Raw genomic sequence first — 21,419 nt, 5'->3', positions numbered from 1 at the left:
GCGACACAGATAAACGTGTTCAGTCCATCGCAGGCCACTGCGCCAGTTGCTGCATCGGCAACCCGACACGGCGACACGCGCGCGCGGCGATGCCGTCGTGCAGTGCAATCCGGAACAGCGGCGCCACCTGCTGCAGCAGCCAGGCCGGCACCGCCGGGCCGGTGCGCTGCAGCCGCGCCTGCCGCAGCAGGGCGCTGGCCCACGGCGGCAGCAGCGCCGCGCCGGCCCCCAGGAACAGTTCCCGCGACAGCCCCGGCGCCGGCACCGGCAGGCGCAGGCCGGACAGCACCGCCAGCACCTCGCGCGAGCGCGCATCCACCCGCAGCAGCGGCCGCTGCCGCTCGAAATAGGCCAGCACCGCCGCCTCGCTGGCCGGCACCGCGCGCGCGCCCAGCGCCTCGGCCACGCGCCGGCCTTCGTCGTAGTAGCGGTCGGCGATCGCGGTCGGCACCGCGCGGCAATAGCGGCGGTAGCCCTGCAGGAAACCGTAGGCCTCGGTCACGTGCACCCAGGTCAGCAGCGCCGGATCGTCGGCCGCGTAGGCGCGTCCGTCGGGCGTGTGGCCGCGCACCCGCGCATGGATCGCACGCACGCGGGCGATCTGGCGCTGCGCCGCGTCCGTGGGCGCGTAGCTGGTGGCGGCGACGAACTGGGTGGTGCGGCGCAGGCGCCCGACCAGGTCCTCGCGGAAGTTGGAGTGGTCGTAGACCCCGGCCAGCGCCAGCGGGTGCAGGGTCTGCAGCAGCAGCGCGCACAGCCCGCCGGCCAGCATCCCGGGAAACTCGGCATGGATGCGCCAGGTGACGCTGTTCGGACCGAACAGGCCCACATCGCCGAGCGGCTGGTCGTAGTCGATGGCATCGCGTTCGCGCGGGAACGCGCCCAGCACCCAGCGGCGGATCTGGGTGGTGGCCGGAGCGGAGAGGGTGCGCAGCAGCGAGGACATGCCCCGATGGTAGCGGAGGCGGCGCCAGCGCCGTGCGATGGCGTATGGCGCGCGCAGGCCGCGCTGCATGTGCGACCGCAGCATGCACTTTGCGGCCGCTGTGCTAGAAAGAAGGCGCCTCAAGATCGCCCGTCGACGTTCCGCATCCGTCACCGCATCTGCAAGGAGCCCGTCATGCTCGCTTTGTTCAAAGGCTTGGGATTGCTGCTCGAGGACAACGCGCTGCACCAGCGCTCGTTTCCCGAACAGGTCGCGCACTGGCAGCACAAGAGCGAGGCGCAGATCCGCGAAGAGGTGGCCCTGCTGGCCAAGGCCAAGCAGCAATGGCTGGTGGCCTCGATCATCGGCTGGCAGGCGATCTCGCTGATCCTGCTGGGCGTGATCACCGCGCAATTGTGGCAGCACGACTACCACCTGACCTTCTCGCGCATCGTCATCGTGGTCACCTCGTGGGTGGCGATCCTGTTCGTGATCTGGTTCATCGCCAACATGTTCGACCGCACCGCCGGTTTCGAGCGCTGGCTCACCGCGTTCAACAGCCGCGAACCGCTGTCGGCCGATGCCGACACCGTGGAGTGCGTGGCAGACGCGCTGAACATGGCGCGCAAGTATCCGGAGATCCTCGCCTACAAGCGCGAGGTGGTGGCCAACCGCGAACTGCGCCACGAGGACATCCGGATCATGCGCGAGATGGGCCGCATCCGCCTGCATGCCGAACTGGTCGCCTCGCTGATCCAGTTCGAAGGCACGCCGCCCGGCGGCCAGCCTGGCGTGTTCCGCGTGGCCGGCTGAGTCCGCCGCGCGCCCGCGCGACGCGTACCACCTCAACGGCGTCACCGCGCCGCAAAGCGACCGCACCGGCGGTCGCTTTGCGTTTGTGGAGACAGCGCGGCGATGCGCTGCGCCGTCGCTGAAGGCCGGCACAGCGCTGGTACGGCCCCCGATATCCAGGCATGCCGCGCAGCGGGCACTCCGCCGTGCCGCGGCCGCGGGCATTCCCAACGCCGCTCTCGCGAAATATAATCATTCTCGATTAGAACTTTCGCCCCACGGTCTCGATGACACTGCATCCCCTCTCCTGCGCCTGCCTGCTGGGCATGGCGCTGTCCCTGCCTGCGCACGCCGCCAGTGCCGATACCGCCACGGACGCCGACAGCGGCGCCGATGCCGCACAGGCGACCGCCCTACCCGCGGTGCAGGTGCGCGCCGACGCGCAGAGCGGCTTCCGCGCCACCGGACCGTTTCAGGCCGACAAGTCCGATGCGCCGCTGGCGCAGACCCCGTTCTCGATCACCGTGGTGCCGCGCGCGCTGCTGGACAGCCAGCAGGCGCTGAGCCTGTCCGACGCCCTGCACAACGTCTCCGGGGTGGTCGCCAACACCTACGGCCGGCGCGGCTGGGACGACCTGATCATCCGCGGCCAGACCGCCTCCGATTCGCTGTTCGTCGACGGCCTGCGCACCGCCGACAGCAACCGCGTGGCCGAGCAATTGTTCGGCGTGCAGCAGGTGGAAGTGCTGAAGGGTCCGGCCTCGCTGCTGTACGGGCAGGTGCTGCCTGGCGGCCTGGTCAACCTGATCAGCAAGCGCCCCGGCGCCGAGCCGATGCGGCGGGTCGACCTGGGCGTGGGCAGCGACGGCCTGCGCCAGGGCAGCGTGGATCTCAACCAGCCGCTGTCGGCCGACGGCAAGGTGGCGCTGCGCCTCAACGGGCTGGCGATGAACAGCGACGACCCCACCGACCACGTGTATTTCCGCAGCCGCTGGATCGCGCCGTCGCTGTCGCTGGACCTGGGCCCGCGCACCGACTTCGTGCTGCTGACCAGCTACCAGGAACGCGATTACATCCGCCAGCAGGGCCTGCCCTGGGAAGGAAGCGCCGAACCCAACCGCAACGGCAAAATCGACCGCGCGCTGTTCACCGGCGAACCCGGGCAGCGGCCGTACCACAGCCACCAGAGCCGGATCGGCTACGTGCTCGATCATCGCTTCGACAACGGCTGGAGCCTGCACCACGCCGCGCGCTGGCAGAGCTTCGGCCTGGACGGCTTCCTGATCGCCAGCAACGGCCTGGCCGCCAACCTGCGCACCCTGCGCCGCACCGCCACCCAGCAACAGTTCGACGGTCGCACCTGGGTGCAGGACACCTACCTGCAGGGCGGCTTCGCCACCGGCACCTGGCAGCACACGGTCACCGCCGGCCTGGACGCGTTCAAGACCTGGGAATGGAACGTGCAGTCGACCTGCCGCGTCGGCAACCTCGACGTATACGCGCCGGTCTACGGCAGCGCCGTGGTCTGCCCCGCCCGGCCCACCCGCGACAACCTCAGCGTGGTGACCTCGGGCGGCCTGTACCTGCGCGACCGCATCCAGTTCGCACCGGACTGGCAGTTGCTGCTGGGCCTGCGCCACGATCGCAGCCGCAACCAGAGCGAGGACCGGTTGGCCGGCAGCGACACGCGCACCGACAACAGCGCGACCACGGGCTCGGCAGCGCTGATGTTCGACGCCGGTGGCGGGCTGCGCCCGTATGTCAGCGTCGCCACCTCGTTCTATCCCAACGTCGGCGTCGACGCGCAGGGCGCGCAGTTCGATCCCGAGCGCGGCCGCCAGGTGGAACTGGGCGTCAAGATGGAAGTCGGCAGCGGCACCAGCCTGAGCATGGCGCTGTACGACCTGCGCCGGCGCAACGTGCTGCAGAGCGATCCGTTCAACGACGGCTACAGCATCGCCGTGGGCGAACAGCGTAGCCGCGGCCTGGAGCTCAACGCCGCCGCCGACCTGGGCGATGGGCTGAGCCTGTTCGGCGGCTACGCCTACACGGATGCGGTGGTCACCGACGACGGCGGGCAAAGCGTCAGCACGGTCGGCACCCGCCTGTACAACGTGCCGCGGCACAGCGGCTCGCTGTGGCTGCAGTACACCGCCCACGGCATGGCCGACGGCTGGAGCGTCAGCGGCGGCGCCCGCGCCGAAGGCGAGAAGACCGCCTACGGTCACCGCATTCCCGGCTACCTGGTGTTCGACGCCGGCCTGGGCTACCGCCAGGGTCATTGGCGCTACGCGCTGAACCTGAAGAACGCCTTCGACCGCGACTACTTCACCGGCGGCCTGCAGCGCGCGGTGGCCCTGGGCGACCCACGCACGTTGCTGTTCTCGGTGGGCGTGGATTACTGAGTGGGTGGCGTCGCTACGCACGACGCGATGCCGTAGCTGAAAGCGCGGATGCCGGATCTCGGGGAACACCCTGTGGGAGCGACTTCAGTCGCGACGCGAGACGTCATCCGGCAGTTCCATTGCCGATGCGTCGGGACTGAAGTCCCTCCCACAACAGCGACGGGCTGATTGCGTCATTCGGCTGCAAGGGCGGATGCGGCGACGCGATGCGATGCATCGGTCGACCTCGCATCCGGGTCGCGGCTGAAGCCGCTCCTACGCGCGGCCTTGCTGCGGCCGAACATCGGCACCGTAGGAGCGGCTTCAGCCGCGACGCATGACGTCATCCGACAGCTCTGCGGTAATGCATCTCAACGGCTTCAGCCGCAACGCGGGACGTCCGACAGCTCCGCGGTAACGCTTCCTGTGGGAGCGACTTCAGTCGCGACGCGGGACGTCATCCGGCAGTTCCGTTGCCGATGCGTCGGGACTGAAGTCCCTCCCACAACAGCCGCGGCCATCGTGACATCGCTAGGATGTGTCGGAAGATCGTATCGATCGTTCCTTCCATGTCGCCCCTCACTCCCGTCCGCAGGCCGACACCGAAGCATCAGACACCACGCACTGGCGGAAGTCGCGCGGCAGCCCGGCGATCTCGCGGCGCTGGCCGACCGCCAGATCGAAGGCCTGCAGTACGCGCGGACTGCATGCAGCGCGCTCGCTGCCGGGCGCCGCCTGCGCTGCCGTGCAGGCGGCATAGACCTGGTAGTGGCAGCGCCCGCTGCGGCTGTCGAGGCAACGGAACGTGGCCAGGCCATCGCGGTAGGTGGTCCGGCTGAAGATCAATGGCACGCCGCGGTCGCTGGCCTGCACCACCGTCTCGCGGCGGGCGCCCGTGGACAGGTCCAGATCGGCATGTCCCTGGCAGCCGAACAGGCCGAGCAGGCACGACCACAGCAAGGAGAGCAGGCGCATGACCGAGATTCCTTTTCCAGGGCGAAGCGAAGGGGCTACGCGGCTACATGCCGCGGAACAGGCTCATGTACGGCTGGCTGACGGTCAGGACCTCGTCGCGGTGGCGCAGCTTCAGCCGGCCCTTGCCGGTGTCCTCGCGCACCACCGAGGCCACCGCCTTGAGGTTGACGATGGTGGAGCGATGGATCTGCCGGAACGCAGTCGGATCGAGCACGTCCAGCAACTCGCGCAGCGAGGTGCGCAGCACCGCCTCGCCGTCGCGGGTGAGCACCGTGGTGTACTTGCTGTCGGCCTGGAAATACAGCACGTCGTCGAGCAGGATCAGCCGCGTCTCGCGGCCGCTGCTGGCGGTGACCCAGGCCAGCGGCGGCGGCGCCGACGGCGCGGCCGGGCGCTGCTGCAGGCGCTGCAGCAAGGCATCGAGCACCGCCGGATCCGGCCCCTGCGCCGCACGCGCCTGCAGCCGCTGCACCGTGGCCTGCAGGCGTTCGCGCACGATCGGCTTGAGCAGGTAGTCCACCGCGCCGTGCTCGAACGCGTCGATGGCGTACTGGTCGTAGGCGGTGACGAACACCACCTGCGTGTGCGGGCTCAGTTCGCCCAGCGCACGCGCCACCTCGATGCCGCTCAGCCCGGGCATGCGGATGTCCAGGAACGCCACCTGCGGGCGCAGTTCGGCCAGGCGTTCCAGCGCGCTGGCACCATCTTCGCACTCGGCGACGATGCGCAGCTGCGGCCACACCTCGCCCAGCAACGCGACCAGCGCGTCGCGCAGCAGGGTTTCGTCCTCGGCGACGATCGCGTCAGTCATGGTGCGCTCCCGTGTGCATCGCCACCGCTGCCGGCGCTGGCGCTGGCGGCGGTGTCTGCGTCGTCGCCGCCGGCCACGGCAGGGTGATGGTGGCGGCCACGCCGCTGGGGAAGTTGGAGACGATGGCGAAGCTCGCCGCGCCGCCATAGGTCAGGCGCAGCCGTTCGCGCAGATTCTTCAGGCCGATGCCGGTGCCGCTGGACTGGGTGTTGAAGCCCAGGCCGTCGTCGGCCACGGTCAGGGTGACGTGGTCGTCGACCGCACGCGCCAGGATCCAGATGGTGCCGCCGCCGGGCTTGGGTTCCAGGCCGTGCTTGATCGCATTCTCCACCAGCGTCTGCAGCATCATCGACGGCAGCGGCAGCGTCTTCATCGTCTCCGGCACCTGCACCTGCAGTTGCAGGCGCGCGCCCATGCGGATGCGCAGGATCTCCAGGTAGGCCTGGGTCCGTTCCAGTTCGTCGCCGAGCGAACTCATCGCGTCCTCGGCGCTGGGCAGCGAGCGCCGCAGATACTGGATCAGGTAACCCAGCATCAGGTCGGCGCGCGGCGGATCGGTGCGCGCCAGCACCTGCGCACTGGCCAGCGTGTTGTAGAGGAAATGCGGCTCGACCTGGGCGTGCAGCAGGTTCAGCCGCGCCACGGTCAGTTCCTGCTCGGTGGCGGCCTGCGCGGCGGCGGCCTGCTCGTCGCGGCGCAGCTCGGCCACGCGCCGGGCCAGCGCGCGGCCCAAGGCTTCGGCGTTCTCGTAGTTGCTGCCCTCGTCGACCGCGAACAGGTCGATCCAGGCGCTGGCATCCGGCTCCAGCAGCAGGGTCAGGCTGCTGGTGCCGGTGCCCGGGGTCACCGTCGCCAGCACCTGGTTGCGCTTGACCGCGAAGCGCGCGGCCAGGTTCCAGCGCGACGGCGGGCGGCCGTTGTAGGGATCGATGCGGCGCACCTTGGCGCGCACCTGCAGGCTGTCCAGCGTGCTTTCCACCTCCTCCACCCGCGGCAGCTCGCGCACGGCCGCATCCAGCAGTGCGAACGCCTCGTGGGTGTCCAGCGGAATCTCGATCTGGCGCCGCTGGCGGCTGGCCAGGGTGCCCCAGTCCAGGCGCCCGGCGATCAGCCAGACCTTGCGCAGGTGAGTGATGCCGGCGATCAGCGCCGACAGCATCAACAGCATCGCCAACAGGCCGAACAGCCAGCCCGGCCCGGAGTTCATGCCGTAGAACAACCCGGCCCAGACGAAGGCGGCCACGATCACCGCTCCGGCCCAGGCGCACAACAGGCGAACGAGGAAGAACAGGCTGGCGAGCATGGCGGCCGGGGGTTGGGGAGTTCCGGCGAGGATAGCCGCGGCGTCGCGCAGCGCCAGCGGCGTGCGACGAAACCGCCGCTGGCATGGATGGAGCCCGGCCTCGGCAGGACGAAACCGCGACGCCGCAGCGCTCTGGTACGACTGCAGCGGCTGGTGACTATGCGTCTGCCCTACAGCCGGCTCACGCTGCGGATGCGGATCTCGCTGCTGTCCACGCCGTGGCGTTGCGCCGCCTGCGCACGCAGGCGGCCCAGCAGCCGCTCCGGGTCCAGCGGCGCCGGCTCGGCCCAGGTGTGCGCCAGGGTGCCCCAGGCCACGCGCTGGCCGAAGCTGTAGGCCTCGTAGTCGGCCAGGTAGTGGCGCGCGCGCTCAGGTGCCGACGTGGACATCGCCTTCGTAGCCGTTGCAGCCCAGGTGCTCGAGCGCGATCGACAGCGCCAGCGCGTAGCCCTGCGCGCAGTAGCCGCCGACCTGGCCTAGCCGCTGCCCCGAGGCCGCGCACAGGCAGGCTTCGCGGCGATCGCTGGCATCGTCGTGCACTTCCACGTAGGGCCGGCGCAGGTGCGCAACCGCGTCGGCGGTGACGGCGCTGTCCGAACACGCGCCCGGATCCAGCAGCAGCATCTCCACCCCGGCCTGGTCGGCCTGGGCCAGCGCCTGCAGCAGTTCGCGCTCGCTGGCGCAGCCGCGCACCGCCAGGGTCTTGCCGGCGCGCCCGGCATGGGCGAGCAATTGCCGCATCACCGGCGCGGCGATGCGCGCCGGGCGGCCGCGATGGCCGGCCACGCAGTCCGGACCACGAAGCAACAGGATCGACATGGCGGCGCCCTCAGTTGGCCAGCGCCGCGCGCGCGCCGAGCCGGCGCTGCGCCACGCCCAGGGCGATGGCATAGCTGTCGGCGAGCGCACCGTTGGCGATCACCGTCAGCAGCGGCATGTGCCGCGGGTGCAGCAGCGGTTCCAGCGCCTGCGCGCTGGCGTCGTGCACCTCGATGTACGGGTGGCCCAGCGCCTCCAGCGCCGCGCACAGCTGCGCGCCGTGATCGGCAAGATCCGACGCCGGCAACTCACCGGAATCCAGCAGCACCAGCTCGGTGTCGTCGCACGCGCCTTGCCGCAGCCGCGCCACGATCTGTGCGGCATCGGCGCAGGCCACCGGCACCACCTGCGCGGCATGGGAGGCGGCCAGACACTGCGCCGCGGCAATGGCCGACGCATCGCGATGCGGGCCCTGGATCAGCAGAATCGACATGGAACACACCCATCGGGGAAGACGGGGCGCAGTCTGCGCGCGCGGCGCGTAAGCGTTCCATGCCGATGGAGGGCGTGGGGCGTAAAGTCTTTGTAAGGCCGGGATTCGGGATTGGGGATTGGGGATTCGCAAAAGCGGATGGCGGCGCTGCGCCTCCACCAATCCCAAATCCCCAATCCCCAATCCCTGCTTCTAAGCCAATCCCCAATCCCGAATCCCCAATCCCGGCTTTATGCGATCATCCCCGGCTTCCCGCAGCCACCGCCGCCCGGACCCGCCATGACCCACTCCGCTCTGCGCCGCGATGTCGGCCCGTTCGCCCTGATGCTGACCGGCCTCGGCTCGATCATCGGCTCCGGTTGGCTGTTCGGCGCCTGGCGCGCCGCCGGGCTGGCCGGCCCCGGTGCGATCTGGGCCTGGGTGCTGGGCGCGGCGATCGTCACCACCATCGCCCTGGCCTATGCCGAGCTGGGCGCGATGTTCCCCGAGTCCGGCGGCATGGTCCGCTACAGCCACTACTCGCACGGCTCGCTGGTCGGCTTCATCGCCGGCTGGGCCAACTGGATCGCGATCGTGTCGGTGATCCCGGTGGAGGCCGAGGCCTCGGTGCAGTACATGGCGTCCTGGCCGTGGCAGTGGGCGCAGGACCTGTACGTGCAGCAGCCCGGCGGCGCCGGCGAGCTGTCGGTGCCCGGCCTGTGCATCGCCGCGGTGCTGGTGCTGGTGTATTTCCTGCTCAACTTCTGGAGCGTCAAGCTGTTCGCGCGCTCCAACAGCCTGATCACCGTGTTCAAGCTGGTGGTGCCGGCGCTCACCGGCGTGGCGCTGATCGCCAGCGGTTTCCACAGCGAGAACTTCAGCGTCGGCCTGCACGGCGGCAGCCACACCATCGACTTCGCCGCGGTGCTCACCGCGGTGGCCACCGCCGGCATCGTGTTCAGCTTCAACGGTTTCCAGAGTCCGGTGAACCTGGCCGGCGAGGCGCGCAACCCCGGGCGCAGCATCCCGTTCGCGGTGCTCGGCTCGATCGCGCTGGCCACGGTGGTCTACGTGCTGCTGCAGGTCGCCTACCTGGGCGCGGTGCCGCCGGACCTGCTGGCCAAGGCCGGCTGGCACGGCATCGACTTCCGCTCGCCGTTCGCGCAGCTGGCGATCATCGTCAATCTGCACTGGCTGGCGATGCTGCTGTACGTGGACGCCTTCATCAGCCCCAGCGGCACCGGCATCACCTACACCGCCACCACCGCGCGGATGATCTACGGCATGGAGCGCAACGGCACCATGCCCAAGGTGCTGGGCCGGGTGCATCCGACCTGGGGCGTGCCGCGCCCGGCGATGTTCTTCAACCTGCTGGTGTCCTACCTGTTCCTGTTCTTCTTCCGCGGCTGGGGCACGCTGGCGGCAGTGATCTCGGTGGCCACCATCATTTCCTACCTGACCGGTCCGATCAGCGCCATGGCGCTGCGCAAGCACGCGCCGGAGATGCACCGCCCGCTGCGCATCGCCGGCCTGCCGGTGCTGGCCGCCGCCGCCTTTGTGCTGGCCACCGAACTGCTGTACTGGGCGCGCTGGCCGCTGACCGGCGAGATCATCCTGCTGATGCTGGTGGCCCTGCCGGTGTACGCCTACTACCAGCAGCGCGACGGCTGGAAGGATTTCCGCCGGCACCTGCGCGGCGCCAGCTGGCTGATCGCCTACCTGCCGACCATCGCCCTGCTGTCGTGGGCCGGCAGCACCACCTTCGGCGGCCACGGCTACCTATCCTACGGGCCGGACCTGGTAGTGGTCGGCGTGGTCGCGCTGGGCTTCTACTTCTGGGGCGTGCGCGCCGGCTGGCGCACCCCGTCGCTGCAGCAGGCCAGCGGCGGCTGAGCCGCGACGGCATGCAAATAGCAAGCGCACTACTGGGCGACGTGGCGTAAGCTGCGCTGCGTGGCACCACTTGTATGCCCACATAAGTACCAGCGCGGTTACAGTGCAGTTACAAGTCCTTATAGCCGACTTTCACTTGGGCTGTGTGGGGGAGTTCGGTCAATGTATGGATCTACTGCAACCTTAAAAAATACAGGCCATTGGTGATGTAAATCTAACAATTAGCTGTATAGTCGAGTTTGTGTCGCTAAGGAAGGTACTGATTATGAGTAGTAGAAGGCAAATTTTGATCATCACCGCTTGCCTCCTCGCATGCGCAGCGCTCGCAATTAGTATTACTATCCACACAAACCCAGGCCTAAATCAAGCTAACACGCGATCAGCAAATAAAGACACAGAAACGAAAAATAAAAAAAATCCTTATCCCATTTCAGTTCCTTTTACCGTGATAGACAGATCAGTCGTCACGCCGGTTGGTGAACGCGCGTTCGTCATAAATCGCTTATCGTCTGGCCGCCCCGCTGGTGATGTACTTAGTTACGTCCGCTCTCTTAAAGTCAAGTCGGACCAAGGGGATGCCGTTGCCACGTACTCAATATTTCTCGCAGTGCAAGAATGCAAGGACGCTTTAGACGCAAAGAGCATGAATGCGTTGGAAGCCATGAAAAAGGCGGGGGTGGGCCGCGAGTATTTGGCTGGGATCGAGAGAAATCTTAATGATTGCGCCACACTTGCCTCTGACTCTGGATATTACGAAACGGCATGGCTGCAGAAAGCAGCACAACAGGGTTCTATAGAAGCGAGACTCTACTACGCAGCCTCCCCCGAGTCCGTTATTGGCCCGCAGAGAGATTATTTAAAAAACTCAGACCTGGCCTCAGAATGGAAAGCAAATTCCCTTTCCTATCTACAATCGGCTTCGCGACTTGGAAGCGTAGACGCACTGCTCTCACTAGGCAACGCCTATTCCGCAGGGATAATAGCACCCGCGGACCCAGTAATGAGTTTTGCTTATTACAACGCTGCCAATCAAGTTTTCCCAAATGCACAATCATCGCAGCTAATTGATCAACTTCAGGTTAAGTTGACAGCCGCTCAGCAGCAGTCGGCACGTCAAATCTCCCAAGAGATAATCAAAAACTGCTGTAACAGCCATTAATTGATACGACATGATTGACAGATGCAGGAAGCAAAGTCTTTTTTTCACTATCGGCTTGGCGTTTGTTATTGCAACTGGATTCGCATCTTGGAACGCTTTCGGCGTAGCTCCGCAGACACTAGGACCATACATGTGCACTGGGTGCAATATAGGCTCACCCATGCCGGATGCGATCACCAAAACATTTCTTGCAAATTTTGAATCAAATTACGAGCACGCCATTTTCTCGGGATATTCCATTATTGTTTGCAACACTAGCTATTGCGCCGTCTATACAAAGACAGATAGCGACAGCTACGTTGGAAGCAACCGGACGCAGCAGCAGTCTGGCGGTGGCGGTGGCGGTGGCGGTGGCGGTGGCGGTGGCGGTGGCGGTGGCGGCGGTGGCGGCGGCGGTGGCGGCGGTGGTGGTGGTGGTGGTGGTGGTGGCAGTAGCGGCGGCAACCTACCGGGCGGTTGTATTGGTCACTGCACGGGAACCGTCACTGTGGGCGGAAAGTAAGTATCCTCCGGCGAAGTCGGAATCTTTAAATATGTGGGCTGCTCAAAGCAGCTAACGGGAGGGGCTATTCACGCTCCCCTGGGAGAGGCCACCCGAGAGTGGCCTCGGCCGCCACCAAGTGCTGTAACTCATCGGTCCTGAAGAACCCGCATCTGCTGGTATAGCGAGGTTTTATGGCGACATGAAGTGTGTCTTTATTGATCATCCTGCTGATGCTGGTGGCCCTGCCGGTGTACGCCTACTACCAGCAGCGCGACGGCTGGAAGGATTTCCGCCGGCACCTGCGCGGCGCCAGCTGGCTGATCGCCTACCTGCCGACCATCGCCCTGCTGTCGTGGGCCGGCAGCACCACCTTCGGCGGCCACGGCTACCTGTCCTACGGGCCGGACCTGGTGGTGGTCGGCGTGGTCGCGCTGGGCTTCTACTTCTGGGGCGTGCGCGCCGGCTGGCGCACCCCGTCGCTGCAGCAGGCCAGCGGCGGCTGAGCCGCGGCGGCGCTCAGCCGCCGCGCAGGAATTGCAGTGCGCGCGACAGCAGCGCGGCGCCGACGAAACCGGCCAGGGCGCACAGGCCCACCGCGATGACGCCCTGGTGGGACGGGTCGTCGCGTCTGTCGAACAAGGCCAGCGCCGCGGCGACGCAGACCGCCGAGGTGCCGGCGCCGATCAGGCCGATGCGCAGATGCGCGGCCCAGCCGCGCAGGCGCGGCCAGGCGCGTGCGGCGAACAGACCGGTCAGCAGCGCCGGCAAGGCGCCGAAGACATAGGAAAACATCGCCATCAGCAGGAGCAGCAGCAGCGGAGCGCTGACGCCGCTGCCCTCTCCCCAGGTCATCGCGATCGCCACCGGCAGCCCGACCACCACGGTCCCGAGCGGCGGGCCGACGAACAGGAAGGTCGTGACCACGCCGACGCCGACCAGCCAGCGCGGCAGCGGGTCGTTGCCCGGTTCCGCGTCGAGCGGGTCGACCTCGTCCGCGCGTGCGTCCGGGGCCGCCTGCGACGCAGGCGGCAACGGGTCGTGGCTCACTGCTTGGCGGGCGCCGCCTGGCGCTGCGCGGCGCTGGCGTCGCGGGTGGCGCGGAACTCGGAGTCGCGGCTCCAGTTCGGCCACTGCGGCGAATTGGCCAGTTCCTCGCCCAGGGTGTACAGCACCTGCATGTCGCGCGCGGCGCCGGCGAAGGTCCAGCTCGGCTGCCATTCGTCGCCGGGCTGGTGGTAGCGCTTGGCGGTGTAGTCGTCCGAGGCGGCCTTGCCGGCGGCGACGCCGCCGTCCACCCAGTCCTGGCCAGCCGCAAACGACAGCGCCGGCACGCCGCGCTTGGCGAAGGAGAAGTGATCGGAGCGGAAGAAGTAACCGGCTTCCGGCTTGGGATCGGGCGTATAGCGCAGGTCCCAGCCCTTGGCCACGCGCTTGAGGTCGTCGAGCAGTTCCAGCTTGGCGGTGCCGTAGATGCCGAAATCGCGCGAGGGTCCGAACGGGCTCATGCCGTCCATGTTGATCACCGCCACCGTGCGCGCCAGCGGGTACAGCGGCTTGGAGGCGTAGTACTCCGAGCCGAGCAGGCCCTTCTCCTCGCCGGTGACCGACATGAACACCACCGAGCGCTGCGGCGCCGGGCCCTTGGCGAAGGCGCGGGCCAGCTCCAGCAGCGCGGCGACGCCGCTGGCGTTGTCCAGCGCGCCGTTGAAGATGCGGTCGCCCTTGGCGTCGGGCGCGCCCACGCCCAGGTGATCCCAGTGCGCGGTGTAGATGAGGGTCTCGTCCGGCCGGGTCTTGCCGGGCAGGCGCGCGACCACGTTGTGCGAGGTGATCACCTCCGACTTCACCGCGTAGTCGGCGTACAGGCGCTCGCCCTTCAGCTCCACCGGTTTGAAGTCGCGCGACTGCGCCTGCTTCTTCAGCGCATCGAAATCCAGCCCGGCGCGCTTGAACAGGTTCACCGCCAGGTCGCGCTGGATCCAGCCCTCCAGTTCCGGGTGCACCGACTTGGGATCGTCGCGAACCACGTCGAACATGCTGTTGGTGTTGGAGTTGGCCACGGTGGCCCAGCCATAGGAGGCCGGTGCGGTCTCGTGCACGATCAGCACGCCGGCCGCGCCCTGCCGCGCGCCTTCCTCGAACTTGGAGGTCCAGCGGCCGTAGTAGGTCATGCCCTTGCCGTCGAACGCGCCCTTGCCGGTCTCGAAATCGGGATCGTTGATCAGCACCACCGCGATCTTGCCCTTCAGGTCCACGCCCTTGAAGTCGTCCCAGCCGCGTTCGGGCGCCTTGACGCCGTAGCCAACGAACACCAGCGGCGCCCCGTCCAGACTGACCTGGCTGCTGCCGTCGAGCGCGGCGCGCACGGCGATCTGCTGGCCCTGGGTCAGGGCCTGGCGCTGGTCGCCGCTGGCGATCGCCAGGCGCGGGGTACCGACGATGTCGGCGCGGCGCAGCGGCACCGCCTGCGTCCACAGGCGCTTGCCGTCGCGCAGGTCGCCGCCGGGCTGCAGGCCGGCCGCCTGGAACTGCGCGCTCAGGTAGGCCACGGTCTTCTCCTCGCCCGCCGAACCCGGGGCGCGGCCCTCGTAGGCGTCGGAGGCCAGCGTCTTGACGTCGTTGGACAGGCGCTGGGTATCGAAGGTCGGTGCGGACGGCGGCGCCGCCAGGCAGGCGCCGGACAGCGCCAGGGCCAGCAGGCTCACGATCGGTTGTTTCACGGGGTTCCCCTCGGCAGACACAAAGAGCATCGAGTGTAGCGGCGCCCGCCCGGGGCCGGGGTGTGTCGAATGATCGCCGTACGTGCGCTGTCGCAAAAATTTATTGTGATAAACAGCTCAAATACGAACCTGAACATGCTCTAATGCCGCGCTCGCGCATCCCGGGGCCATGCCGATCCGGTGGCCCAGGCCGATCCGCGTGCCCATGGCGGCTTCCACCCGAGCCGCGCATGGCGTCCGTTGCCCCCCACCCTCACACTGGGCCGCTCCGACTGCGGGGCCGGCCCGCTTCCGGAGACCTGCAGAGATGGCGATGTCCCCCTTCACCCGCATCACCCGTTGCGCGCTGGCCGCCGCGCTGCTGGCCGCCAGCGGTTCGGCCTGGAGTTACGCGGTCAGCAAAGGCACGGTGGTGGACGACCGCGGCAACGCGGTGCAGCTGCGCGGCGTCAATTGGTTCGGCTTCGAAGGCAGCGCGCACACCGTGCACGGCCTGTGGGCGCGCAACTGGAAGGACATGATCACGCAGATGCAGGGTCTGGGCTTCAATGCCGTGCGCCTGCCGTTCTGCCCGCAGACCCTGCGCGGTGTCGCCCCCACCAGCATCGACTACGGCCGCAACCCGGACCTGCAGGGTCTGAACTCGCTGCAGGTGCTGGACAAGGTGATCAACGAATTCAGCAGCCGCGGCATGTACGTGCTGCTGGACCACCACTCGCCCGATTGCCAGGGCATCTCCGAACTCTGGTACACCGACTCCTACAGCGAGCAGCAGTGGATCAGCGACCTGAGCTTCGTGGCCAAGCGCTACGCGTCGGTGCCGGGCGTGATCGGCATCGACCTGAAGAACGAGCCGAACGGACGCAACACCTGGGGCACCGGCAACCTCAAGACCGACTGGAACAAGGCGGTCGAGCGCGCCTCGGCGGCGGTGCTGAAGGTGGCGCCGAAGTGGCTGATCGTGGTCGAGGGCATCACCGACAACCCGACCTGCTCCAGCAGCTACGGCTACTGGTGGGGCGGCAACCTGGAACCGCTGACCTGCACCAAGCTCAACGTGCCGGCCAACCGCCTGCTGCTATCGCCGCACGTGTACGGCCCGGACGTGAACTGGCAGCCCTACTTCGGCGACAGCAGCTTCCCGGCCAACATGCCGGCGATCTGGGAGCGCCAGTTCGGCCAGCTGACCCAGCGCGGCTACACCATGATGATCGGCGAGTTCGGCGGCAACGAAGGCCGCAACCAGGCGCAGGACCCGATCCTGCAGAAGGCGCTGATCGACTACCTGATCAAGAAGAACATCCGCAGCGGTTTCTACTGGGCCTGGAACCCGAACAGCCGCGACACCGGCGGCGTGCTCGACGACGACTGGACCACCGTGCGCACCGAGAAGATGACCGGGCTCAAGCGGCTGTGGGGCGACACCAGCGGCACCACGCCGACCCCGACGCCCACGCCCACCCCGGAGCCGACGCCGACCCCGGGCAGCGCCAGCTTCAGCACCAAGATCATCGTCGACAGCGACTGGAACGCCGGCTACTGCGAACGCGTGCAGGTGACCAACAGCGGCAGCGCCACCGGCAACTGGGCGGTCACCCTGTCCATCAGCGGCACCGTCAACAATCTGTGGAACGCCACCTGGACGCAGTCGGGCACCACGCTCAGCGCCAGCGGCGTGGACTGGAACAAGACCCTGGCCCCCGGCGCCACCGCCGAGTTCGGGTTCTGCGCCGCCCGCTGAAGGCCGCGCCATCGCCCCGCGCACCCCGCGGGGCAACACGCCAACGGCAGCGTTCCACGACGCTGCCGTTGGCGTTTCTGCGCTCCCCATCACCGCCCGGCCGCGGCCAGGCGCGTGCGCATCGGCCGGCCATGCGCAATCGGTGGACAAGCGCCTCTTCTGCAACCGCAGTCACGGCCGCCGCGGCGGACACTGCCGATCATCGCCGCCGAGCATCCGCCCCCCTTTGGCCGGCGCGCTCCGCACCGGCCGCCATCGGAGCATCGCAATGAACAGGTCCCTGCATTCCCGCATTACCCGCTGCCTGCTGGCCGCGGCGCTCGTGGCCGCCAGCAGCCCGGCCTGGAGCTACGCCATCAACCAGGGCAAGGTGGTGGACGACGCCGGCAACGCCGTGCAGCTGCGCGGCGTCAACTGGTTCGGTTTCGAGACCTCGCAGCACACCGTGCACGGCCTGTGGGCGCGCAACTGGAAGGACATGATCACGCAGATGCAGGGCCTGGGCTTCAACGCCGTGCGCCTGCCGTTCTGCCCGCAGACGCTGCAGGCGGTGTCGCCCGGCAGCATCGACTACAGCCGCAACCCGGGCCTGCAGGGCCTGAACTCGCTGCAGATCCTGGACAAGGTGGTCAACGAACTCAGCAGCCGCGGCATGTACGTGCTGCTCGACCATCACACGCCGGACTGCAACGCCATCTCCGAGCTCTGGTACACCGGCAGCTACAGCGAGCAGCAATGGCTGGACGACCTGACCTTCGTGGCCAAGCGCTACGCGTCGGTGCCGGGGGTGATCGGCCTGGACCTGAAGAACGAGCCGCACGGCGCCGCCACCTGGGGCAGCGGCAATGCCGCCACCGACTGGAACAAGGCCGCCGAGCGCGCGGCGGCGGCGGTGCTGAACGCAGCGCCGAACTGGCTGATCGTGGTCGAAGGCATTTCCAACACGTCGACCTGCTCCAGCGACACCGCGCACTTCTGGGGCGAGAACCTGGAACCGCTGGCCTGCACCGCGCTGGCCATTCCGGCCAACCGCCTGCTGCTCGCCCCGCACGTGTACGGGCCGGACGTCTACATGCAGCCTTACTTCAGCGCCTCCAACTTCCCGGCCAACATGCCGGCGATCTGGGAGCAGCACTTCGGCCAGTTCGCCCAGGCCGGCCACGCGCTGCTGCTGGGCGAGTTCGGCGGCAAGTACGGCCAGGGCAACCCGCTGGACGTGCAGTGGCAGAACGCGCTGGTCGACTACCTGATCGGCAAGGGCATCCACAGCGGCTTCTACTGGTCGTGGAACCCCAACAGCGGCGACACCGGCGGCATCCTCAACGACGACTGGAGCACGGTGCGTACCGACAAGGTGACCCTGCTGAAGAAGCTGTGGGACGGCGACGGCAGCAGCACGGGCGGTGGCGGTGGTAACGGCGGTGGCAATGGTGGAGGCGGTGGTGGTGGTGGCAACGGCGGCGGCGGAACGCCCACGCCGCCGCCGTCCGGCAGCAGCTTCAGCACCAAGGTGCTGGTCGACAGCGACTGGAACGCCGGCTACTGCAACCGCGTGCAGGTGACCAACACCGGCGGCAGCAGCGGCGACTGGAGCGTCACCCTGTCGATCAGCGGCACGGTCAACAACCTGTGGAACGCCACCTGGACCCAGTCGGGCACCACGCTCAGCGCCAGTGGCGTGGACTGGAACAAGACCCTGGCCCCCGGCGCGACCGCCGAGTTCGGCTTCTGCGCCGCACGCTGAGCGCTCCGCGGCTTGGCTGACCTCACGCGCCCGGCCACTCCCTCGGGGGGATGGCCGGGCGCGCTGCCGGCCGTCCGCCAGCGCACCGCGCTGTGCCATCAGTCACGTTCCCGCAGTCGCTGCCGGCCCTCTATGCTGGCGCACTGTCCACACTCAGGCCCGGCCCATGCTCCGCCCCTTGTCGCTGTTGATCTCCAGCATCCTCACCCTCGGCACCGGCGCCGCCCTGCTGGCCGCGCCGTCGGCCCTGGCCGCGGCCACGCCGGGCCAGGCGACCGCGCCGGAGATCGCCTACACCCGCTTCACCCTGCCCAACGGCCTGACCGTGGTGGTGCACGAGGACCACAAGGCGCCGGTGGTGGCAGTGAGCATCTGGTACCACATCGGTTCGGGCGACGAGCCGGCCGGCAAGACCGGCTTCGCGCACCTGTTCGAGCACCTGATGTTCTCCGGCTCGGAGAACCACAAGGGCACCTACTTCCAGCCGTTCGAGAAGGTCGGCGCCACCGACATGAACGGCACCACCTGGTTCGACCGCACCAACTACTTCGAGACCGTGCCGACCACCGCGCTGGACACCGCGCTGTGGATGGAATCGGACCGCATGGGCCACCTGCTCGGCGCGATCGGCCAGAAGGAACTGGACACCCAGCGCGGCGTGGTCCAGAACGAGAAGCGCCAGGGCCAGAACCGCCCCTACGGCCGCGTCGACGAGAACATCCTGGCCAACATCTTCCCGGCCAACCATCCGTACCAGCACGACACCATCGGCTCGATGGCCGACCTCGACGCGGCCTCGCTGGACGACGTCAAGCAGTGGTTCCACGACAACTACGGCGCCGCCAACACCACCCTGGTGCTGGCCGGCGACATCACCGTGGCGCAGGCCAAGGCCAAGGCCGAGCAGTACTTCGGCGACATCCCCGCCGGCCGCCCCGTGCCGCGCCAGCAGCCGTGGATCACCCCGCTGGCCAAGCAGACCCGCGGCGTGCAGCACGACCACGTCGCGCAGCCGCGCATCTACCGCACCTGGGTGGCGCCGCAGCTGGGCACCGACGATGCGGTGCTGCTGGACCTGGCCACCACCGTGCTCGGCGGCGGCAAGACCAGCCGCCTGTACCAGCGCCTGGTCTACCGCGACAAGCTGGCCGACGATGTGTCCGCCGGGCTGCAGTCGTTCGCGCTGGCCAGCCAGCTGCAGATCACCGCCGACGTGAAGGAAGGCGTGGACCCGGCCAAGGTCGAGGCCGCCATCGCCGACGAACTGCAGAAGTTCCTGGCCGAAGGCCCCACCGCCGACGAACTGCAGCGCGCGCAGGTGGGCTACCGCGCCGGCTTCGTGCGCGGCCTGGAGAAGGTCGGCGGCTTCGGCGGCAAGGCCACGGTGCTGGCCGAGGGCCAGGTCTACCGCAACGATCCGGGCGCCTACAGGAAGGACCTGCAGCGCGCGCAGGACGCCACCGTCGCCAGCGTGCGCAAGGCCGCCGACACCTGGTTCGGCAAGGGCGACTACCTGCTGACCGTGCTGCCGGCGCCGGAGGGCTTCGATCCGGCGGCCGAGGACAAGGCGGTCAAGCCGCTGCCGGCGGCCCCGGGCAAGCCCGCGCCGAAGGTGCCGGCCAAGGGCAACTACAGCGTCGGCAAGACCCAGGTCGATCGCGCCGCCGGCGTGCCGGAGACCACCCAGTTCCCGAGCCTGAGCTTCCCGCAGCTGCAGCGCGGCAAGCTCAAGAACGGCATCGAGGTGGTGCTGGCCGAGCGCCACACCATCCCGGTCACGCAGATCCAGTTGCTGTTCGATGCCGGCTATGCGACCGACCGCGGCAGCAAGCTCGGCACCGCCAACTTCACCGCGGCGCTGATGAACGAGAGCACCCGCAACCTGGATTCGGTGGACGTGGCGCAGCGCCGCCAGCGCCTGGGCGCGATGACCAGCGTGTCCTGCGAACTGGACAGCTGCGACGCCTCGCTCAACGCGCTCAACGACCAGTTGGCGCCGTCGCTGGAGCTGTTCGCCGACATCGTGCGCAACCCGGCGTTCAAGGCCGACGACATCGAGCGCATCCGCGGCCAGTGGCTGGCCTCGATCGCGCAGGAGAAGACCCAGCCGCAGGGCCTGGCGCTGCGCACCCTGCCGCCGCTGCTGTACGGCCCCACCCATCCGTACGGCGTGCCGCTCACCGGCACCGGCACCGAGGCGGCGATCAAGAGCCTGACCGCGGGCGACCTGAGCGCGTTCCAGAACAACTGGCTGCGTCCGGACAACGTGCGCATCCTGGTCGCCGGCGACACCACCCTGGACAAGATCATCCCGCAGCTGGATGCCGCGTTCGGCGACTGGCAGGCCCCGTCCGGCAAGCGCCCGACCAAGCGCCTGCCGCAGGTGGCGGCGCAGCCCAAGCCGCGCGTGTTCCTGATCAACCGCGACGACGCCCCGCAGTCGCTGATCCTGGCCGGCCTGCTGGCGCCCTCGACCAAGGCGCGGAACAACCTCGCCATCGGCGTGGCCAACGGCGCCTTCGGCGGCACCTTCACCTCGCGCCTGAACATGAACCTGCGCGAGGACAAGCGCTGGGCCTACGGTGCCAACAGCTTCATGATCGACGCGATCGGCCAGCGCCCGTTCCTGTTCTTCGCCCCGGTGCAGACCGACAAGACCGCCGAATCGGCCGCCGAGATCCTCAAGGAAGCCAAGGCCGTGGTCGGCGACAAGCCGCTGACCGCCGACGAGATCGCCAAGATCAAGGAACAGCGCGTGCGCGCCCTGCCGGGCAGCTTCGAGACCACCGGTGCGGTGCTCGGCGCGATGGAAGGCATCGTCCAGTACGGCCGCCCGGACGACTACGTGCAGACGCTGAAGACGCGCCTGGAAGCGATCGACCAGCCGGCGGCGGAAGCGGCGATCAAGGAGATCGTGGCGCCGCAGGCGATGACCTGGGTCATCGTCGGCGACCTCAAGCAGATCGAAGCGCCGGTGCGCGCGCTGAAGCTGGGCGAGGTGCAGGTGCTGGACAGCGACGGCCAGCCGGTCAAGGCCAAGGCCAAGCCGTAACGCCGCACACGCATGGCGGGGCTGCCCCGCCATGCGCCACGCGCCGACGCCAGCATCGGGCGTCGGCGCCATCGCAACGCATCGCCATCGCGCGATGCGACATGCGACATGCCACGACAGTGAGTGAACGCGCAGACTGCGCTGCGGCGCAGCCTGCGGGTATCGGCCTTCCCTGGCATGCGCGGGTCGCGGATGAGTCGCCAAG

General features: G+C 68.3%; 17 protein-coding genes and 1 pseudogene. 9 read left to right on the top strand and 9 right to left on the bottom strand.

Annotation, left to right across the window (positions count from 1 at the left end; translation table 11 throughout):
• Nucleotides 1–19: 19 nt before the first annotated feature.
• On the bottom strand, nucleotides 20–946 hold the full coding sequence (locus AC1G9L_RS02710) for an oxygenase MpaB family protein (protein ID WP_481070229.1): 927 nt from the start codon (nucleotides 944–946) through the stop codon (nucleotides 20–22).
• Nucleotides 947–1,120: 174 nt separating this feature from the next.
• Here AC1G9L_RS02710 and AC1G9L_RS02705 point away from each other — a divergent pair, with 174 nt between their 5' ends.
• A complete protein-coding gene (locus AC1G9L_RS02705) occupies nucleotides 1,121–1,738 on the top strand; it encodes a hypothetical protein (RefSeq protein WP_026143828.1) in 618 nt (205 codons plus the stop codon).
• Between the two features lie 266 nt (nucleotides 1,739–2,004).
• A complete protein-coding gene (locus AC1G9L_RS02700; protein ID WP_019798974.1) occupies nucleotides 2,005–4,122 on the top strand; it encodes a TonB-dependent siderophore receptor in 2,118 nt (705 codons plus the stop codon).
• A 558-nt stretch (nucleotides 4,123–4,680) separates the two neighbouring features.
• On the opposite strand, the gene AC1G9L_RS02695 is transcribed toward AC1G9L_RS02700, so the two are convergent.
• The 6 genes from AC1G9L_RS02695 to AC1G9L_RS02670 form a co-directional block, all read right to left on the bottom strand.
• On the bottom strand, nucleotides 4,681–5,076 hold the full coding sequence (locus tag AC1G9L_RS02695; protein ID WP_019798975.1) for a hypothetical protein: 396 nt from the start codon (nucleotides 5,074–5,076) through the stop codon (nucleotides 4,681–4,683).
• A 43-nt stretch (nucleotides 5,077–5,119) separates the two neighbouring features.
• Nucleotides 5,120–5,887 carry a LytR/AlgR family response regulator transcription factor gene (locus AC1G9L_RS02690; protein ID WP_209230689.1) on the bottom strand — a complete coding sequence of 256 codons (768 nt, stop codon included), beginning with the start codon at nucleotides 5,885–5,887 and terminating at the stop codon, nucleotides 5,120–5,122.
• The gene (locus tag AC1G9L_RS02685) at nucleotides 5,880–7,190 is read right to left on the bottom strand and encodes a histidine kinase (RefSeq protein ID WP_019802180.1); all 1,311 of its coding nucleotides are present in this window, start codon (nucleotides 7,188–7,190) and stop codon (nucleotides 5,880–5,882) included. Before AC1G9L_RS02685 ends, AC1G9L_RS02690 begins: the two co-directional genes overlap by 8 nt.
• Nucleotides 7,191–7,360: 170 nt before the next feature.
• Nucleotides 7,361–7,579, bottom strand: coding sequence for a hypothetical protein (locus AC1G9L_RS02680; RefSeq protein ID WP_019802179.1), 219 nt, complete (start codon nucleotides 7,577–7,579; stop codon nucleotides 7,361–7,363).
• The gene (locus AC1G9L_RS02675; protein ID WP_010343672.1) at nucleotides 7,560–8,009 is read right to left on the bottom strand and encodes a type II 3-dehydroquinate dehydratase; all 450 of its coding nucleotides are present in this window, start codon (nucleotides 8,007–8,009) and stop codon (nucleotides 7,560–7,562) included. Before AC1G9L_RS02675 ends, AC1G9L_RS02680 begins: the two co-directional genes overlap by 20 nt.
• Before the next feature lie 10 nt (nucleotides 8,010–8,019).
• Nucleotides 8,020–8,442 carry a hypothetical protein gene (locus tag AC1G9L_RS02670; RefSeq protein ID WP_019801857.1) on the bottom strand — a complete coding sequence of 141 codons (423 nt, stop codon included), beginning with the start codon at nucleotides 8,440–8,442 and terminating at the stop codon, nucleotides 8,020–8,022.
• Between the two features lie 279 nt (nucleotides 8,443–8,721).
• Here AC1G9L_RS02670 and AC1G9L_RS02665 point away from each other — a divergent pair, with 279 nt between their 5' ends.
• The 4 genes and pseudogenes from AC1G9L_RS02665 to AC1G9L_RS02650 all read left to right on the top strand — a co-directional run.
• Nucleotides 8,722–10,314 carry an APC family permease gene (locus tag AC1G9L_RS02665; RefSeq protein WP_481070228.1) on the top strand — a complete coding sequence of 531 codons (1,593 nt, stop codon included), beginning with the start codon at nucleotides 8,722–8,724 and terminating at the stop codon, nucleotides 10,312–10,314.
• 286 nt (nucleotides 10,315–10,600) lie between these two features.
• Nucleotides 10,601–11,473, top strand: coding sequence for an SEL1-like repeat protein (locus AC1G9L_RS02660; RefSeq protein WP_481070227.1), 873 nt, complete (start codon nucleotides 10,601–10,603; stop codon nucleotides 11,471–11,473).
• 167 nt (nucleotides 11,474–11,640) lie between these two features.
• The gene (locus tag AC1G9L_RS02655) at nucleotides 11,641–12,030 is read left to right on the top strand and encodes a hypothetical protein (RefSeq protein WP_481070226.1); all 390 of its coding nucleotides are present in this window, start codon (nucleotides 11,641–11,643) and stop codon (nucleotides 12,028–12,030) included.
• Between the two features lie 145 nt (nucleotides 12,031–12,175).
• Nucleotides 12,176–12,460 (top strand): annotated as a pseudogene (locus AC1G9L_RS02650) (amino acid transporter); the annotation flags it as partial.
• Between the two features lie 13 nt (nucleotides 12,461–12,473).
• Here the strand turns inward: AC1G9L_RS02650 and AC1G9L_RS02645 are convergent.
• Nucleotides 12,474–13,004: a hypothetical protein gene (locus AC1G9L_RS02645; RefSeq protein ID WP_481070225.1), complete on the bottom strand. Its 531-nt coding sequence runs from the start codon at nucleotides 13,002–13,004 to the stop codon at nucleotides 12,474–12,476.
• Complete coding sequence (locus AC1G9L_RS02640) at nucleotides 13,001–14,707, bottom strand: M28 family metallopeptidase (RefSeq protein WP_481070224.1); 1,707 nt, start codon at nucleotides 14,705–14,707, stop codon at nucleotides 13,001–13,003. Before AC1G9L_RS02640 ends, AC1G9L_RS02645 begins: the two co-directional genes overlap by 4 nt.
• A 283-nt stretch (nucleotides 14,708–14,990) precedes the next feature.
• Here AC1G9L_RS02640 and AC1G9L_RS02635 point away from each other — a divergent pair, with 283 nt between their 5' ends.
• The 3 genes from AC1G9L_RS02635 to AC1G9L_RS02625 all read left to right on the top strand — a co-directional run bounded on the left by AC1G9L_RS02635 (nucleotide 14,991) and on the right by AC1G9L_RS02625 (nucleotide 21,214).
• Nucleotides 14,991–16,418 (top strand): cellulase family glycosylhydrolase, encoded by a 1,428-nt coding sequence (locus AC1G9L_RS02635; RefSeq protein WP_481070995.1) that lies wholly within the window; start codon nucleotides 14,991–14,993, stop codon nucleotides 16,416–16,418.
• A gap of 268 nt (nucleotides 16,419–16,686) precedes the next feature.
• Nucleotides 16,687–18,162, top strand: a complete 1,476-nt coding sequence (locus tag AC1G9L_RS02630; protein WP_481070223.1) for a cellulase family glycosylhydrolase — start codon at nucleotides 16,687–16,689, stop codon at nucleotides 18,160–18,162.
• Between the two features lie 166 nt (nucleotides 18,163–18,328).
• Nucleotides 18,329–21,214, top strand: a complete 2,886-nt coding sequence (locus AC1G9L_RS02625; protein WP_481070222.1) for a M16 family metallopeptidase — start codon at nucleotides 18,329–18,331, stop codon at nucleotides 21,212–21,214.
• Nucleotides 21,215–21,419: the final 205 nt, after the last annotated feature.

The organism is Xanthomonas sp. NCPPB 1132, from assembly GCF_056629235.1.
Note: the sequence above shows the minus strand (reverse complement) of the source record. Positions and strands in the feature narration are given on the sequence as shown.